This is a genomic window from Streptomyces sp. NPDC050263 (assembly GCF_040655955.1).
Lineage (GTDB): Bacteria > Actinomycetota > Actinomycetes > Streptomycetales > Streptomycetaceae > Streptomyces.
Genome location: NZ_JBFAKW010000052.1, coordinates 13,623 through 29,856, shown reverse-complemented (window position 1 = coordinate 29,856; position 16,234 = coordinate 13,623). Strand labels below are relative to the sequence as shown.

Below are 16,234 nucleotides of genomic sequence, written 5' to 3'. Positions count from 1 at the left end.
CGGGTCCTGGCCGGTGGCTCAACCCCCCGCGTAGCCCACCGCCGCGCCGCCGTATCCGACGAGCGCCGCGAAGCGCTCCCGGCCCTGCTGGTACTGGAGATAGAGCCCGCCGGCCCGGTGGCCGAAGCCGACGTCGTCGACGGTCAGGACGCGCACCGTCAGCGTCACCCGCGCTCGGATCGGATTCAGCTCCGCGTCGAAGGCCTCCTCCGCCACGTCGAGGTCCAGCATCCGCACGGGCAGCACCCGGTGCGCCCCGAGCACCAGCACGGGCAGCGGGCCCTGGACGGGAGCGATCTCCAGGATGCCCTTGGCCGCCAGGTCGTTCTGCTGGGTCAACTGCGCGGCCGTGGGCGCGACCGCCGTCTCCAGCGCGGACAGCATCCCGAACAGCCCGGAACCGGTGGGCGGCGCCGGACCGCCCGCCGGGGCCGCCGTCAGGTCCGTGGCGTCGAACTCGGCGTCGATCCGGAACGTCTCCCGGGGCGGTCCCTGCAACCGCAGCGCCTCCAGCCGGTCACCGGCGTCGGCCCCGATGCCCCGCGGCTGGAGCGTGCGGGTGATGCTGTCGGGGTTGTACTGGAAGGGCACGACCCTCAGCACCCGCCCCTGCTCGGGATCGAGGAAGACGAAGCCGCCCCGCCGCGGCGCCGGCCTGGTCATGACGCCCCCTCGCCGACACGCAGTTCCCGGTGCACGGCGCGGGCGATGCGCCGGGCGAGGACGGTGACGTCGGAGTCGGCGGGCGTGGGAGTCGCGGGGGCTGCGGGGGCTGGGCCGAGCAGCAGAGAAAGCTCCGCCTCGACGGCCGCGCAGAGCGCCGCCCGGGACACACCGCCGGCCTCGGACGAGTCCAACTCCAGCCTGCGGATGCGCAGTTCGACGCGCCTCGGTGCCGCCGTCATGAGATCACCACCGCTGTGTCGGCGTCGAACCCGTCGGCGCCCGCCTCGGCCAGCGGGCTGTCCACGCCGTCGACGCGCAGCCGCAGCGGATACCGCCCCGGCAGACCGGCCGCCAGCCGGAACCGCAGTTTGCGCGTCGTCCGCGCGAAGGGCTCGGCGGGCACCGGCACGTCCGCCACCAGCAGTTCGACGCGCTGACCGGGGTGCACCGCGGGAGCGCAGTCCACCGACAGCGCCACCGCCCCCTTGCCGTCGCGCGGGGCGGTCAGCGGCAGCGTGCCGGCGATGCGCGGCGCGACCCGGAGACTGCCGGGCGCGGTGGTCCGCTCGCTGCCGTCGGGAGCCGTGAGGACGACGACCAAGGACCAGTGGCCCGCGCCGAGCTTCTCGTCCAGGGTGACCCGGACGGCGGCGGCTCCGTCGGCACGGGCCGGCAGCACGACCGGCCCGCCGAGCAGCGGATGCGTCAGCCGGACGCTCGCCGCTCCCACCCGCAGCCCGCTGCCGACGAGCACGACATCGGCGCCCGGCGACGCGATCGCGGGCAGCACGGCCTGGAGCACTGGCCACGGCTCCGCCGCCGTCGGCGCGGCCTCCGGACCGGAACCGGCCGTCCCGCGCCGCAGCACCGGCAGGGGCGTCCGGCCCGGCACGGAACTGTCGATGAGCACGACCCGGGCCTCGTACGGCACCGACAGCCGGTAGCCGTGACCGAGCGCCGTCCACAGCCGCCACATCTCGTCGGCCGGCACCACCGCCGGGGTCACCTTCACCGACTCCGGCTGCAGATGCAGATCACTGAAGCCGGCGGCGGCCTTGAGGGCGTCGGCGCCGAGCACGGGACGATCGTGCAGCGCGGCCATCGCCGCGCCCAGCAGCCGCTCGGGGAGCGTGGAGTCCGTGTCCGGGGGCGCGTACCCGGTGAACAGGTAGTGCAGGACGAGGGGAAGCGCCGGGTGGCGGGTCTCACCGGGGTGCGCGCCCAGGGGGTCGGTGTTCCGCCAGGCGGCGTCGACGGTGGTGCGGTAGAGGAAGAGGTTGAGCGCCGGCGCGTGCGGGTCGTCCTTGTCCATGCCCCCGGGATGACGCACCGTCACCACCCCCTCGGGCACTGTGCGCCGGACGGCCTCCTGCAACGCGGCCCGCAACGTCTCCGTCACCGCGGCCACGGCCAACGCGTCGCTCACGGCCGCCTCCCGAGATATTCCTCGAGACTCATCCCCGACCGCCGCGGAGCCGCAGCGTCGACGACGGCCGCGGCCGCCCGGGCGCCCGCGGTGCGGACGACCAGCCGGTCGATGGTGACCTGCACGACGGTCGCCGCGGGGGAGTCGTCCGGCCGGGGCGGCCCGGAGACGGCGTGGGACGCGGTGGCCCCGGAGGGCGGTGGCGCGGCGGCGACGGCCGCTGCTTCGGACCGCGCCGGCCGCGTGACAGCGTCGGCTCCACCGAGGGTGCCGACGCGGGTCGCCGGGCCGTCGGGCGGTGGCGACGCACTCCGGCTCGCACGGGGTGAGCCGGAGGCGGCATCGACGTCCTGGTGCGCCGCGACCGGGCTCGGCGGCGAGGTGTCCTGCGCCTTGCGTGGTGGAGCGGCCGGGGTGGGCTGTGACGTGTGCGGAGGGCTGGTCGGCGCGGGGCCGGGCGGCGCGGCCGGGCCCGAACGGGACGTCCGGTGGCGGTGCCCGGGCGATACGGCGCGTTCCTGTGGCGGCGCGCTCTGCGCCTCCGGCGGTACGCGGGAAGCTCCCGCGGACGTGTTCTGCGCCTCCGGCCGAGCGTCCGGGCTGCCCGGTGACGTGCGCGGGGAGCCGGACCGAGCGGGCGCGTCGAGCCGGAGCTCATGCGGGACGACCGGGGCGTGCGGGGCGCGTTGCGGCTTGTGCGGGGCGACCTGGTACTGCGGGGTTGCCGTGTCTTGCCGTCCGGCGGCGTCGTGCGGCGAGGCTGAGCCTTGCGGGGAGGCCGGGGAGGCCGGGGAGTGTGAGGCGGCCGGGGCAGGTGCGGCCATCGCGCCATGAGGTGAGGTGGGGACTTGCGCGGCGGCCGGGTCGTGCGGGGCGACCGCGTTGTGCGGTGCGGCCGACGGGCGCGAGGTGGTCGTGTCTTGCGGCGGCCCCGGTTCCTGGGGCGAGGCCTGGGCGTGTGAGGCGGCCGCGCCGCGCGGCGTGGCCGGGGAGCGTGGGTCGGTCAGGTCCTGCGGTGAGGTCTGATGGCGCGGGGCGACCGTGTCCTGCGGGGCATGTGGGGTTGCCGGTGCGGCCGGTGGCGTGGATTCGGGCTTGGCCCGCTGCCGCGAGGCGGCCCTCGGCGTCGGCGGATCCTGCGGCGGCGTGAGCCGAGCCTCTGCACGTGGGCTCCGGGCTTCCGGGTGCGCGCGCGGGGCCTTCGCTCGTGCGCCCCGAGCCTTCGGCCGCGTGCCCGGTGCCTGGGGTGCAGCACCGGAGTCCGTGGGGGGCGGCGAGGGCGTGACCGGACCAGGACGCGACGCCACCGGTGTCGCACCGGGCGCTTCCGGTTCGCTGCGGGGCGGACGAGTCCGCTCGCTGTCGGGGCTCGAACCGGTCCACACGGCCGCCGGAGCGCCGACCGGGTCGGCGACGCGGCTCGGGTCAGGCGCGGCGGTGCCCTCGTCGGCTGTGGTGGCGCGGCTCTCCTCGGCCGGGCCGGCGGGTCCGTCACCGCCGGGGAGGACGCCCGCACGTGACCGAGCCCCGGGCTGACGGCCGGGCGGCGGTGCCGCGTAGAGGGCGCTGTCGGTGGCCCGGTGGGACCGGTCGACCGGGAACGGCGAGGAGTCCCTGCGGTCCGGTCCGTCCGCCCCCGCACGCTCGTCGACCGACGGTTGAGGACGGCCCGGCGCGGCAGGGCGGTCGGGCCGGCCCGGACGGGGTGGGGCGGTGGGGACGCGGCCGTCCGCGACGGCACCCGGACCGACCAGAGCGGGACGGTCACCGTCCGAAAGAGCGTCCGCGCGCGGCGATGCGGAGACGGCGTCGCCGTCGGCGGCCTGATGGGACCGGTCAGCCGGGAACAGCGAGGACTCCCCGGGATACGGCCCGCCCGCAGTCGCACGCTGCTCGACCGACGGCGTCGGACGGACCGACCCACCACGGACGTCGCCCACGCGACCGGCGCCCGAGGGCTGTGGTCGGTGGCCGGGTGGCGGTGTGGCGAGTGCCGGCTGCTCGGGGGTGTCGTGCGCTGGGGCTGCGCCCGAGGGTTGTGGTCGGTGGCCGGGTGGCGGTGTGGCGAGTGCCGGCTGCTTGCGGACGTCGTGCATGGGGTCGGCGTCCGGAGGCTGTGGGCGTTGGGTGTGTGGCGGTGCGGCGATCGTCGGTTGCTCGCGGACGTCGCTCACGGAGCCCGCGTCCGAACGCTGTGGCTGCTCGGTGCGCGGCGGTGCGGCGACCGTCGGCGGCTCCTGGACGTCGTCCACGGGGCCCGCGCCGGAATGCTGCGGATTCTGCGGGAGCGGCGGCGCGGACACCGTCGAACCCTCAGGTGCACCGACCTCGCCCGGTGGCAGGGACAGCTCGGGGGCATCCGGTGCCCGCAGCGGAGCGTGCGCGCTCGGTGGGCGTGGTGCGGCCGGGTCGAAGACGTTCGGGGTGAGCGGCCTGAGCCGGGGGCCCGGTGCGCGCAGAACCCGGTCCACGAAGTCGTTCATCCGGCGCTCGCCTCCAGATAGAACCGCCGCCGCGCCGGACCGATCGACAGCACGTCGGCCTCCGACCAGCCGTAGGCCTGCGCCAGGGAGTGGACCTCGTGCAGCAACCTCCGTGCGTAGCCGGACACTTCGACCCAGAGGTGCTCGGCGATGTCGAGCGCGGCCTCCCAACGGTGCTCGCACTGCGGGCAGTCGAGGACCAGCACGGTGTCGGCTCCCGGATCGAGTTCCGGGAGCCGTAGCGCCACCTGTTCGAGAACCTCGTCGGGCAGGTCGTCGACAGGTGGACTGACGTCCACGACGCACCGCCGCAGCAGGCTGCGGCGGGCCCGGGGCGAGGCGGGGTCGACGGCGTGGACGTCCCGGCCGGTGAGAGCGCGGTACGTGACCGTCATCCCGGACGCAGTCAGCGTCCCCGTGGCGGGAACGGCCGTCGCCGAGGGCCGCAACTCCCCGGCCGTCACCGTGACGTCGAGGCTGTCGCCGCACGCCGGGCAGTCGGCCGTGCAGGGCAGCGCCTCGCCGAACGCCTCGCAACGCAGGCTCAGCAGAAGGGCGTTGACGGCGCTCAGCGGCAGATCCGCGACCTCCGAACCGGCCGGGGCCGCCACCGAGGCGAGCAGGAGGGAGCGGGCCGCCGGTGTGCCGCCGAGCCCGCCCTCCCACACCTCGAGGACGTTCGCCTCCGTCAGTCGTGGCGGCACGCGGTCACCCGGCGGTGTCGCTGAACTGCGGCTCCTGCGGCGGGTTGGTGTGCTCCCGCACCCAGCCGTGATGCTCCACCTTGATGTGCTCGAAGGCGACGGCGTTGGACCCGGCGTCGAGTTCGGGAAGCCCCTGGTACTCCGAGACCCAGGCCTCGTGGACGGAGTAGGACAGCACCTGCTGGCCGCCCTCGTCGAACACGTCGATGATGAGGTCCCGGCGGAAGTCCTTGAGGGAGGTCTCCAGTCCGCCCGCCGAGTTCTTGAGGCTCCAGACCCTGTTGGCCCATTCCTCGAAGGCGGTGTCGATGGTGCAGCCGCGCTCCAGGGTGATGGCCTCGTACTCGGTGCGGCCGGGGAGCTTGCGGCTGGTGCCCGGGTCGCCGCCGTCGCGGTGCCGGATGACCTCGGTCGTGCGTTTGAGGCCGCTGACCTTGCTGATTCCGGCGATGTAGGCGGTCTCCCCGCTGAACTTCACCCGGAAGCGGAAGTTCTTGAAGGGGTCCCGGCGCGTGACTTCCGGCATCGGTAGTCCTCCTAGACCTGGATCTGTCCGGCGAGCTGCTGGATGTGCACGATCACGAACTCCGCGGGCTTCAGCGGGGCGAAGCCCACGTGGATGTTCACGATCCCGCGGTCGATGTCGTTCTGCGGGTTGGTGTCCTTGTCGCACTTGACCAGGTAGGCCTCCGTCGGAGTCCGGCCCTGGAACGCGCCCGCGCGGAACATCGAGTTCATGAACGCGCCGACGTTCAGCCGGACCGACGCCCACAGCGGCTCGTCGTTCGGCTCGAACACCACCCACTGCGTGCCCCGGAACAGGCTCTCCTCGATGAAGAGGGCCAGCCGGCGGACCGGGAGGTACTTCCACTCGTCCGCGAGCCGGTCGGCCCCGCGCAGGGTGCGGGCTCCCCAGGCCACCGGACCGGCGGCCGGCAGCCGCCGCAGGCAGTTCACGCCGAGCGGGTTCAGCCGGCCGATCTCCAGGTCGGTGAGCGGGACTTCGAGATCGCTGACCCCGGTCAACGAGGCGTCCGTACCGGCCGGCGCCTTCCAGACACCCCGCTGGACATCGGTCCTGGCCAGCACGCCGGCCATGACCCCGGAGGGCGGAAACGGCCGGGGCGCGCCTCCTAGCAGAGGGTCGGGCGCGAGGACACGGGGGTAGTACAGCGCGGCGTTCTTGTCGGACTCGTCTTTCTGGACTTCGCCCAGTTTGGCGATGACAGCGTCCAGGACGCCGGAGTTGCCGGTGCCGCCCTGCTGCTGGTCGGTCCAGCTGAGCGGCGGATCGACGAGGAGGACGGCCCGCCGGTCCCGGCACAGTTTCAGCGCCATGGGGCGTAGCGCGCCTGCGGCCGTGTCGCCCATTCGCTCGGCGTCGGGGAGACAGAGGATGTTGAAGATGTCCGTCTTCAACAGCTGGTGCAGACCTGTCTTCTTGGCCGCGTCACCGATGTAGTCGTCCGAGCTGGGCTCGGAGTCCGCACCGGTTCCGTCGTCGGTCGGTGGGTAGTGGTACGTCTTGCCGTCTTTCGGCTTGGTTTTGAACGGATCGCCTTCGTCCGGGGAATCGTTGGGCTTCGGCACCGTGGAGAGAGGGGAATTGAGGCGCACCAGCTGTGAGGACTTCAGGAGGTGCTCCAGGCTGCGCGGGCTGCCCTCCTCGACGCTGACGTTGAGGTATCTCTCCTCGGCGCCGGTCTCCATGTCACGGACCGTCAGGTTGAAGACCTTGCGGTCCTTCTCGTCCGGGATGGGCTGCGTTTCGTGGTCGACCCGCGCGCGGAGGCTCAGCCCCCAGCGTCCCGGAGAGGCGGCGACGAGGGTCGGGGTGCCGGCGGAGCCCCCGTTCGAAGGGCTGGAGGCCGAGGTGGAAGCCGAGGTCGAGGTCGAGGTCGAAGTCGAAGCCGAGGTCTTCGCGCTCGCATCACCCCCGCCCTTCTTCTTCTTGTCGTCGGCGGCGGCGGAGGCGTCCCCCGAGGTACCGGAGGCGGACTCGCCTCCCCCGCTGTCCGTAGCCGGTGCGGGAGCGGGAGAGGTCGGGGACGACGGCTTGGCGGCTTGTTGGGGCGGTGTGCCGCTCGCGAGCGGCAGTTCGACGGTCGGCTCGCCGGTCTTCACCACCCGGACGATCTCCGCCTCGCTGCCCCCGTTCAGATAGAACTGGTAGACCGCGTAGCTCATCGGGCAGTTCGTCTGCAGTCCGCCGAAGACGGCCTCGTAGTCGGCCCAGCCCGTGATGTGCACGGGCCGGTCGGCCGGGCCGCGGGGTGCGTAGCCGACGAAGGCGGCCACCGAGGTCGGCACCCCCGTGATCGTCCGGACGGCACTCTTGACCTCGTCGATGTAGACGCCCGGGTAGGTGACGTTCACCGGCATGCCGGCCCCTTTCTCCTCCTGGACGCGCCGACCTGGAGGGACGCTGGTCGTGATCCGTTTTCACCGTATACGCACATATCGTCACACTGCGCTCTGGGCGGCCACGGGCTGCGTCGATCGGGTGAGGAGAGGACCTCGGGTCAGCAGAGAGGGACGTCCGGCAACCGGTTCTCCGGTGACCGGACGTAGATGTTGGTGAGGTATCCGCCGTACAGCGGCAGATAGGCCCACCAGTCGTTGACGTACGGCGGCACCTCCACCCGCCTGCCCTGTTTCTGGCAGCGGACGAGTACCTCCACCCCCGCCGGGAGCCTGGTGAGCACGGTCGAGGAGGTGTTCGTGTCGGCCCGGACCCGCACGTCCGATCCCCAGGTGCCGAACCAGGTACCGGCCGGACGCACGCCCCCGGGCACGTTCAGCGACCGGACCAGCCGCCCGAGGGCGGTGTACGCGGCGCCGAACGAGGTGCTCGTCGGATGCAGGGTGAACACGGCGACGATCGAGCGGTCCCCGGTGCCGACCGTCCCGGTGGTGTGCAGCGCCCGCTGCGTCAGATCCACGTCCGCGGCGGTCGTGGCCGTCGGGGCGGTCAGGTCGGAACAGTTGCCGGAGTCGCCGAAGCCCGACCAGCCCTGCTTCACCGCCCACGGGCGCTCGAACGACGCCGGGATGCCGAAGCGCTGGTCGAAGCCGTCCGTGCCGCACCGCGCGGACTGCCGCAGGTCGCCCATGACGAGGGTGCGGACCGGGGCGGGAGCGCTGTCCAGGAGGTGGCGGTAGATCCGTACGGTGTCGGCCGCCGACAGCGCCGTGTAACCCCAGTACCCGGGGTAGCCCGCCGGGGGCCCCGCGGTGTCGGCGAGGCCGAGTCGGGCGACCATCCGGTCGACGATCGCGCCGCCGCCGTTCTGTGCCCAGTAGAAGGAGGCGCTCGCGTCGTCGCTGGCGCGCAGCATCGCGTCGAGGCGGGCCCGGTCGTCCGCGGGCAGGGTGTGGTCGGGGCCCCGGTTCCACAGGTGGTCGAGCGCGATCAGCAGCTTGACCACCGACGCGGACCGGAACCGCAGCCGCGGATTCAGCTGTTCGGTGAAGGTCCCGGTCTGCCGGTCGAAGACCGCGACACCCGCGGTCACCCCGGGTGGCACCTCGACCGCGGTGACCGCGGCCGGCGCGTCGCGTGGCGCGGCCGGCGGCCCGGAGGCGCGGGCGGGAGCCGCCGCCGCGCCGACCAGGACCGCCGCCAGGAGGCACCACCGCAGCACCGCCGCGACGAGGCTTCGTCCGGACGTGTGGGACGCGTGGGACGTGTGGGACGCGTAGGGCGCGTGCAACTGGGATCCCCCGATCCTCGTGTGTCGGTCGGTCGAGCCGTCAGTGAACCGCCCCACCGCGCCCACTTGAACCTCAGACGTACGAGGGTGTCGCGGCCACCCGGCTCGGTCGTCCGGTTCGGTCGTCCGGCTCGGTCACCCGGCGTCGGTCGCCAGCGCTCGGGCGACCAGCAGGGCGACGTCGTCGTGGTCGTCCGGGTGGCGCAGGCCGTACAGCAGCAGGTCGCAGATCTCTTCGAGGGGACGGTCGGGTTCGTCCAGGAAGTTGAGGAGGACCGCCAGCCGGTCGTCGATCGGGTGGTGGCGCGTCTCGACAAGGCCGTCCGTGTAGAGGACCAGCAGGTCGCCGGGGGAGAACTCGGTCGTGGTGGTCTCGAAGGCGACGCCGCCGACGCCCAGCGGGGCTCCGGCGGGGAGTTCGAGCAGCGTGGGGGCCCGGCCCGGGCGGGCCAGCGCGGGCGGCATGTGGCCCGCGTTGGCGATGCGGCACTGTCCGGCGTGGGGGTCGTACACGGCGTACAGGCAGGTGACGATGTAGTGCTCCAGATCGCAGGTGATCTTGTCGAGATGCTGGAGCACGGCGCCCGGGTCGAGGTCGAGGTCCGCGTAGGCGCAGGTGGCGGTGCGCAGTCGGCCCATGGTGGCGGCGGCGTCGATGCCGTTGCCCATGACGTCGCCGACGACCAGCGCGGTCTTGTCGTCGTTCAGCGGGATGACGTCGTACCAGTCGCCGCCGACCTCGCTGGTGGCCTGGGCGGGCTGGTAGCGGGAGGCGAGCTCCAGACCGGTCTGACGCGGGGCGTGGTCGGGCAGCAGACTGCGCTGGAGGGTGAGCGCGGTGTTGCGCACGCTCTGGAACCAGCGCGCGTTGTCGATGGCCACGGCGGCCCGGCCGGCCAGCTCACTGGCGAGGATGACGTCGTCCTCGTCGAACGGCAGCGGGTTGCGGGTGCGCTTGAGGTCGAGGGCGCCGAGCACCTCGCCGTGCGCGATCAACGGCACGGCGAGATACGAGTGCACCCCGGCGCGGGCCAGCAGCGAGCCGGCCTCGGCGTCCCGGGCGATGCGGGGCAGGTCCTGGTCGCCGACGTGCCGCACCAGGACCGGCCGTCCGGTGTGCACGCACAGGGTGACCAGCCGGTCCCCGTCGTAGGCCGCGAGGTCGCCGGGCGGGTCGGCGGCGCGCAGCGCCACGGTGGGGTGGCTGGCCTTGAGCGCGAGGGCGCGGAACAGCTCCGGGCCGTTGTCCGGTCGGCGGGAGCGGCGGCAGGCCAGGGCGGAGTCGAGGACGTCCACGGCGACCACGTCGGCGAGCTGGGGGACGGCGATCTCGGCCAGTTCGTGCGCGGTCCGCTCCACCTCCAGCGTGGTGCCGACCTTGGTGGAGGCCTCGGCGATGAGGGCCAGGCGGCGCCGGGCCCGGTCGGCCTCGGCGGCCGCGCGGTGGCGTTCCGTGACGTCGACGACCGAGGCGGCCGCGCCCAGGATCCGCCCGCCGGGATCCTCCAGCCGGTAGAAGGACAGGGACCAGGCGTGCTCGTGCTCGGGGTCGGTCTGCGGCCGGCCCACGTGGTACTGGTCGAGCAGCGGAGTGCCGGTGGTGAGCACCTGGCGCAGCGCCGACTCGATGGTGTCCACGTCGGGCAGCGGCAGGGTCTCCCTGAGGAGACGGCCGACGTGGTCCTCGGCATGGATGCCGTCGATGCGCTCCAGCGCCGGGTTGACCAGGATGTAGCGCAGTTCGGGGTCCAGCAGGGCCAGCCCGATCGGGGACTGGTTGATCAGCCGCTCGCACAGCGCCAGATCGGTCTCCACCCGCTGGAGCAGACCGTGGTCGGCGGCGATGCCCAGCGCGTAGACGCCCCCGAGGTCGTCCTGGAGCCGCATGTTGCGGAACTCCATCAGCCGGCTGCTGCCGTCCTTGTGCCGGATGGGGAAGGCGCCGGCCCAGCTCCGGCCCGTCTCCAGCACCTCGGTGAACAGCCGCACCACCGACTTCAGGTGCTCGGGGTGGATGAACAGCCGCGCCGCGTACTTCCCGAGGGCCTCCTGCGCGGTGTACCCGAACAGTTCCTCGGCCTGCGGGGTCCAGAACACGATGCGTCCGTCGGCGTCGACGACCATCGCCGCCACGCTCAGCATGTCCAGCAGACCGGTGGGCGGGGGCGCCCCGGGGCGGTACGGGTCGCCCTCGGACCGGATGGGTTCGGCTGTCATCGCGGATCCTCCTCCAGCACCTCCATGCTGCGCCTCGCCCGGCCAGTCCGGTAGCGGGGTGCTCCGGCGAGGGCGGCCCGGCGGCGCCGTGCGCATCGGGCGGACAAGCAGGACCATGGTCGTGCAGAGGACGGCACCCATGGATTCTGCGGATTCTGCGCGAGAGGCCCCCGAGGCCGAAGGCGAGGCCGAGGCCCCCGCGGGCGCGCGCGATCTCCTCGACGCGTCCACCGACGCGGCGGCGATCGTGTCCGCGGACGGCGTCGTCGTCGGCTGGACCCGAGGCGCGCAGGCGCTGCTCGGCCCCCCGGCGGCGGAGGTGGTCGGCCGCTCCGCCGCCGGCCTGACGGCGACGGCCCGGGACCCGGCCCGGGTGGCCGCCGTCGCCGAGCGCTGCCGGGCGGGCAGGGGGTGGAGCGGTGCCATCGCCCTGCGGCACCGCGACGGCCGTACCGTCGAGGTCGACCTGCGGGCCTCCGCGTCCTTCCGGATCGGCGACGACGAGTGGCCCAGCTCGCCCATCGGCGGGGAGCCCGGTACACGGCCGACGGGAAGATCATCTGGGCCGAGCAGGAGATGCCCTGACCCGGCCTTCGTCCGCGCAGGTGTCCATGTCACTCGCTGAGGAGCTCGTCCATCTGGCCGACCGCCTGCTTGAGGCCTTCCTCCATGCCCATGGTCATGAGCTGTTCCATCTGCTCCCGGGTGCCGAAACCGGACCGGAGCTCCATGCGGGTGTCGTCCCCGTGCGGGGTCAGCCGCACGCGCACGGTGGTGGTCGGCATGCCGGGGCTCGGGTTTCCCTTGTCGTCGGCGAAGCCGTCGGTGAACTCCAGGGAGGCCGGCGGGGCGACCGAGGTGACGTGCCACCAGCCGTGGTGCTCGTCGCCCTCGGGGCCCGTCATGAAGTAGGCGACCTCGCCGCCCGGGGTCAGCTGGTGCTTCTCGACGGTCGCCGGGTAGGTCGGCGGCCCCCACCAGCGCTCCAGCCGACGGGGGTCCGCCCACAGCTGCCACACCTGCTCGGCCCCGGCCGGGAACTCGGCGGTCACGGTGAGGGAGAGGCTGTCGAAGTCCTTGTCCACGCTGGTCACACTCATGTGTCCGGTCCTTCCTGTCCTGCTGCGTGTTCTTCCTTTTCCTTGTTCTCTTCCTTGTTCTCTTCCTTGGTCATCCGACGTCCCAGGCCGGCAGACCGGCGGAGTCGCCCAGTTCGGCCCAGACCGTCTTGCCGTTGCGGGCGTGGCGCGTGCCCCAGTGTTCGGCGAGCTGGGCGACCAGCAGCAGGCCGCGGCCGCCCTCGTCGAACACGCGGGCCCGGCGCAGGTGCGGGGTGGTGCTGCTGGCGTCGGAGACCTCGCACAGGAGAGAACGGTCGTGGATCAGGCGCAACACGATGGGCGGCCGGCCGTAGCGGACGGCGTTGGTGACCAGCTCGCTGACCACCAGCTCGGTGGTGAAGGAGAGCTCGTCGAGTCCCCAGACGCCGAGCTGCCGGGAGACGTCGGACCGGGCCCGGGCCACGGCGGCCGGATCGGCGTCCAGCTCCCAGCTGGCGACGTGATCGCCGCCGAGGATGTGGGTGCGGGCCAGGAGCAGGGCGACGTCGTCGTCCGGACGCGTCGGCAGCAGGGCGTCGAGCACGGCGTCGCAGGTCGCCTCCAGCGAGGGAGCGGGCCGGGCGAGGGTCTGCCGGAGCAGGGCGAGGCCCGTCTCGACGTCGTGGTCGCGGGCCTCGATCAGGCCGTCGGTGTAGAGGGCGAGGACGCTGCCCTCGGGCAGGTCGATCTCCACCGCCTCGAACGGCAGGCCGCCTAGGCCGAGCGGGGGGCCGGCGGGGAGATCTAGGCCCGGACTTCGCAGGTCACTCGTTCGTGACTGCCGAAACCATGATCGACGACCGGGTCCGACTGGGGCTGACCGAAACCCGGGCACCGTGCGATGCCCAGGTGTGCGGCTCTGTTTGACGCCGGTCGAGCATGTCCGATTGATCTTCACGAACGGGTGACCTGCGGACGACGGGTCTAGGAGGTCGGCGGTTCCGTCGACGGCCACCACGACGGGCGCCACGTGCCCCGCGCGCGCGAGGGTGCAGCGGCCGGAGACGGGGTCGTAGACGGCGTACAGGCAGGTCGCGCCGATCTCCTCGCCGCCCTCCTGCCCGGCCTCCGCCACGAATGTCCCGTCCCGGCCGGTCGCGTCCCCGCCGGTGCCGGTGCCGGTGCCGGTCTCCGGGGCTGGGTCCGGGTCGGTGGTGGCCTCGGCGGACAGTCGCAGGACCACGTCGTCCAGGTGCGTCAGGAGTTCGTCGGGCGGCAGGTCGATGTCGGCCAGGGTGCGTACCGCGGTCCGCAGCCGGCCCATGGTGGCCGCGGCGTGGATGCCGTGACCGACCACATCGCCCACCACCAGGGCGACCCGCGCCCCGGAGAGCGGGATGACGTCGTACCAGTCGCCGCCCACGCCGGCCTGCCCGCCGGCGGGCAGATAGCGGGAGGCGATGTCGACGGCCGACTGCCGCGCGGTGTGCCGGGGGAGCAGGCTCCGCTGGAGGGTGAGGGCGGCGCTGCGGGCGTGGGTGTAGCGGCGGGCGTTGTCGACGGCCACCGCCGCCCGCGCGACGATCTCCTGGGCGAGGAGCAGGTCCTCGTCGTCGAAGGCGCCGGCATCGCGGTGGCGGACGAACTGGGCGACGCCCAGGGCGGAGTCGCGGGCGCGCAGCGGCACCGCCAGCGTCGCGTGGGCGGCGCCGGCCGGGCCCGAGCGGTGCTGGACCGGCCGCCCGGTGAGCAGGGCGCGGGCCGGCGGGGTGCCGTTCGGCCAGGTGTGCAGCTGCTGCGGCCGGATCGCCGGCTCCGGGACGCCCTCCGCCGCCCGCTGGGCGACCCGGCACAGCATCAAGGGGCCCTGCGCCTGCGGGTCGTGTCCGCGGAGCGCGGAGTCGAGCAGGTCGACGGTGACGAGGTCGGCGAAGTACTCGGTGGCGAGGTCGGCCAGCTCCTGGGTGGTGCGGACGATGTCGAGGGTGGTGCCGATGCGCATGCTCGCGTCGTTGACCATCGACAGCCGCCACCGCAGCCGCCGGTCCCGTTCCTCCTGGTAGGTCGCCACGCCCTGCTCCGACAGCCGGTCGACGTATCCGGTGGCCGTCGCGACCAGCCGGCGGGTCGCCGTGCTGAGCAGCTCTGCGTCGTCCGTGAGCTTGGGCAGCTCGGCCAGCAGCCGGTCGAGGACGACGGCCTGCCCGAGCCGGAACGACCGCAGCATCACGCTCAGCGGCGATCCGCGCCTGGCCACCCGACGGGTGCGTTCCAGGTCGATGGCGGACGTCGAGAGCAGGCTCGGCTCCACGCCGGCCTCCAGGCCGGCCAGCGCGACGAGGATGTGCTCGGCGACGCTCTCCGCCATCAGGCGGGCGACGTCCGGGTCCTCCCAGATGGCGGGCACGTCGCGCCGCAGGGCCTGCTCCACGTCATGGATCAGCTGGTCCGCGCGGAGTCGGACCTCACGCGTGGCGCAGGACACGAGTCGGTCCGCAGCGACGTCCACAGTTACGACGGTACGCCGACCGGCGCATACGCACTCCTCGGGCGCCTCGGGCTCCTTCGGGTTCCTTCGGGTTCCCCAGAACCCTATCCGCTAACATAGAATAATTAGATAGATGAATTGCCTACTGGTGGTGCGAGGAGTGGCCGTGGATTTCGGGCTGACCGACGAGCAGGACCTGATGCGCGCGACGGCACGGCAGTTCGTCGCCGACGTGTGCCCGGCCGAGAAGGCCAAGCGGTGGGACGAGGAGGGCGTCGTGCCGCCCGAGCTGTTCCGGGGGATGGCCGAACTGGGCCGGTTCTCCCTCCCGTTCGCCGAGGAGGAGGGCGGCGACGGCGGCGGGCCGCTCGAACTCGTCCTGATCGCCGAAGAGTTGGGGCGGGCCAGCTTCGACGTCGCCATGTGCTGCATCGGGGTGCTCATCCCCGGCATCACGGTGTTCCGGTGGGGCAGCGAGGCGCAGCGCGACTTCATCCGCGAGCACGTCATGACCGGCCGCCACCGGCTCGCCGTCGGCCTGAGCGAGCCGGACAGCGGGTCCGACGCCGCCGCGCTGCGCACCACCGCCGAGGACCACGGCGACCACTTCCTGGTCCGCGGCCAGAAGGCGTGGTGCACCGGCGGCGGGCTGCCCGACTCGGAGACCAGGACGTTGATGTCGGGGAAACGGCCGAAGAGGTTGTCGAAGATGAGCGCGGAGAGCGTCTCCTCGATGGGCCGCTGGCCATAGGTGTTCTGCCCTGCCACGCCGACATCCGGAAGTGGATGGGGTGGGGGTCGAAGCCCCACGAGGGCGCCACCTGCGAGTTGTAGTAGAACTCGCTGATGTGGTAACAGACGCTGGCCTTGGCCTCGTTGACCAGTTTCCAGAACGGGTCGAAGTACGGGTCGCCCGGCGAGCGGCCGTAGACCGGCCCGGTGGGCAGCAGGATGAAGCGGGCGCCCTGCTCCAGGACGTACTCCAACTCCTTGACCGCGCTGGGCAGATCGCGCAGCGAGAGCAGGGCGGGGGCGTAGATGCGACTCTGGTGGTCGAAGCCCCACACCTCGTTCATGTACCGGTTGAACGAGTGGTAGTTGGCGTAGAGCGGCTCGACGCCCTTCACATACTCCTCGGCGACCAGGCCCAGCCGCCCGGGTACATGATCGTCTGGTCCAGCCCCTGCTCGTCCATGACCCGCAGCCGGGCGTCCCGGTTCTGGTACGCCTCGTGCATCGGCTCGAACTGGTACGTCTCCTCGGGGTTGCCCGAGCCCATCGCCTTGAGCATCTCCTTCAGCGAACCGGGGCGGTACACCTGGCCGAACTCCGGCTCCAGGCACACGACGATCCGGTCCCCGGCGAGAATCACCTCCCGCCCGTCCGGCAGCGTCACCGGCGCGACTGCGGCACCGAGGAACTCCTTCGGGAGGTAGCGGGTGAAGGAGTCCCGCTCCTCGTACATGTGCTGGTCGCAGTCGAAGATGCGCTTGCGCT

13 protein-coding genes and 1 pseudogene are annotated in these 16,234 nt (G+C 73.1%); 2 read left to right on the top strand and 12 right to left on the bottom strand.

The genetic code is table 11. The features are described from left to right. Positions 1-18 precede the first annotated feature (18 nt). From AB0J04_RS23215 to AB0J04_RS23175, 9 genes are all read right to left on the bottom strand, one after another. Positions 19-663, bottom strand: a complete 645-nt coding sequence (locus AB0J04_RS23215) for a hypothetical protein (RefSeq protein WP_363170448.1) — start codon at positions 661-663, stop codon at positions 19-21. Beyond that, positions 660-905, bottom strand: coding sequence for a hypothetical protein (locus AB0J04_RS23210; protein ID WP_363170447.1), 246 nt, complete (start codon positions 903-905; stop codon positions 660-662). Before AB0J04_RS23210 ends, AB0J04_RS23215 begins: the two co-directional genes overlap by 4 nt. Continuing rightward, complete coding sequence (locus AB0J04_RS23205; protein WP_363170446.1) at positions 902-2,092, bottom strand: DUF4255 domain-containing protein; 1,191 nt, start codon at positions 2,090-2,092, stop codon at positions 902-904. The genes AB0J04_RS23210 and AB0J04_RS23205 overlap by 4 nt, the downstream gene beginning before the upstream one ends. Continuing rightward, positions 2,089-4,575 (bottom strand): hypothetical protein, encoded by a 2,487-nt coding sequence (locus AB0J04_RS23200; protein WP_363170445.1) that lies wholly within the window; start codon positions 4,573-4,575, stop codon positions 2,089-2,091. The genes AB0J04_RS23205 and AB0J04_RS23200 overlap by 4 nt, the downstream gene beginning before the upstream one ends. Beyond that, positions 4,572-5,279: a hypothetical protein gene (locus AB0J04_RS23195; RefSeq protein WP_363170444.1), complete on the bottom strand. Its 708-nt coding sequence runs from the start codon at positions 5,277-5,279 to the stop codon at positions 4,572-4,574. Before AB0J04_RS23195 ends, AB0J04_RS23200 begins: the two co-directional genes overlap by 4 nt. A 4-nt stretch (positions 5,280-5,283) precedes the next feature. Beyond that, on the bottom strand, positions 5,284-5,805 hold the full coding sequence (locus AB0J04_RS23190; RefSeq protein ID WP_319345079.1) for a phage tail protein: 522 nt from the start codon (positions 5,803-5,805) through the stop codon (positions 5,284-5,286). 11 nt (positions 5,806-5,816) lie between these two features. Next, positions 5,817-7,661: a phage tail sheath C-terminal domain-containing protein gene (locus AB0J04_RS23185; protein WP_363170443.1), complete on the bottom strand. Its 1,845-nt coding sequence runs from the start codon at positions 7,659-7,661 to the stop codon at positions 5,817-5,819. Between the two features lie 140 nt (positions 7,662-7,801). Next, the gene (locus AB0J04_RS23180; protein ID WP_363170479.1) at positions 7,802-8,905 is read right to left on the bottom strand and encodes a hypothetical protein; all 1,104 of its coding nucleotides are present in this window, start codon (positions 8,903-8,905) and stop codon (positions 7,802-7,804) included. Positions 8,906-9,127: 222 nt separating this feature from the next. Then, the gene (locus AB0J04_RS23175) at positions 9,128-11,209 is read right to left on the bottom strand and encodes a SpoIIE family protein phosphatase (RefSeq protein ID WP_363170442.1); all 2,082 of its coding nucleotides are present in this window, start codon (positions 11,207-11,209) and stop codon (positions 9,128-9,130) included. A gap of 139 nt (positions 11,210-11,348) precedes the next feature. Here AB0J04_RS23175 and AB0J04_RS23170 point away from each other — a divergent pair. Then, positions 11,349-11,702: pseudogene (locus AB0J04_RS23170) on the top strand (PAS domain-containing protein); the annotation flags it as partial. Between the two features lie 121 nt (positions 11,703-11,823). Here the strand turns inward: AB0J04_RS23170 and AB0J04_RS23165 are convergent. Both AB0J04_RS23165 and AB0J04_RS23160 read right to left on the bottom strand, forming a co-directional pair. Further along, positions 11,824-12,309, bottom strand: a complete 486-nt coding sequence (locus AB0J04_RS23165; RefSeq protein ID WP_363170441.1) for an SRPBCC domain-containing protein — start codon at positions 12,307-12,309, stop codon at positions 11,824-11,826. Between the two features lie 70 nt (positions 12,310-12,379). After that, positions 12,380-14,758: a SpoIIE family protein phosphatase gene (locus AB0J04_RS23160; RefSeq protein ID WP_363170440.1), complete on the bottom strand. Its 2,379-nt coding sequence runs from the start codon at positions 14,756-14,758 to the stop codon at positions 12,380-12,382. Between the two features lie 145 nt (positions 14,759-14,903). On the opposite strand from AB0J04_RS23160, the gene AB0J04_RS23155 reads away from it, so the two are divergent. Then, complete coding sequence (locus AB0J04_RS23155; protein ID WP_363170439.1) at positions 14,904-15,488, top strand: acyl-CoA dehydrogenase family protein; 585 nt, start codon at positions 14,904-14,906, stop codon at positions 15,486-15,488. Between the two features lie 372 nt (positions 15,489-15,860). On the opposite strand, the gene AB0J04_RS23150 is transcribed toward AB0J04_RS23155, so the two are convergent. Beyond that, a complete protein-coding gene (locus AB0J04_RS23150) occupies positions 15,861-16,202 on the bottom strand; it encodes a hypothetical protein (RefSeq protein ID WP_363170438.1) in 342 nt (113 codons plus the stop codon). Between the last annotated feature and the right edge of the window lie 32 nt (positions 16,203-16,234).

What these genes read in the sequence shown, in the direction of transcription:
- AB0J04_RS23215 (WP_363170448.1), bottom strand. Translation starts at nt 663, where the DNA reads ATGACCAGGCCGGCGCCGCGGCGGGGCGGCTTCGTCTTCCTCGATCCC.
- AB0J04_RS23210 (WP_363170447.1), bottom strand. Translation starts at nt 905, where the DNA reads ATGACGGCGGCACCGAGGCGCGTCGAACTGCGCATCCGCAGGCTGGAG.
- AB0J04_RS23200 (WP_363170445.1), bottom strand. Translation starts at nt 4,575, where the DNA reads ATGAACGACTTCGTGGACCGGGTTCTGCGCGCACCGGGCCCCCGGCTC.
- AB0J04_RS23190 (WP_319345079.1), bottom strand. Translation starts at nt 5,805, where the DNA reads ATGCCGGAAGTCACGCGCCGGGACCCCTTCAAGAACTTCCGCTTCCGG.
- AB0J04_RS23185 (WP_363170443.1), bottom strand. Translation starts at nt 7,661, where the DNA reads ATGCCGGTGAACGTCACCTACCCGGGCGTCTACATCGACGAGGTCAAG.
- AB0J04_RS23175 (WP_363170442.1), bottom strand. Translation starts at nt 11,209, where the DNA reads ATGACAGCCGAACCCATCCGGTCCGAGGGCGACCCGTACCGCCCCGGG.
- AB0J04_RS23165 (WP_363170441.1), bottom strand. Translation starts at nt 12,309, where the DNA reads ATGAGTGTGACCAGCGTGGACAAGGACTTCGACAGCCTCTCCCTCACC.
- AB0J04_RS23150 (WP_363170438.1), bottom strand. Translation starts at nt 16,202, where the DNA reads ATGTACGAGGAGCGGGACTCCTTCACCCGCTACCTCCCGAAGGAGTTC.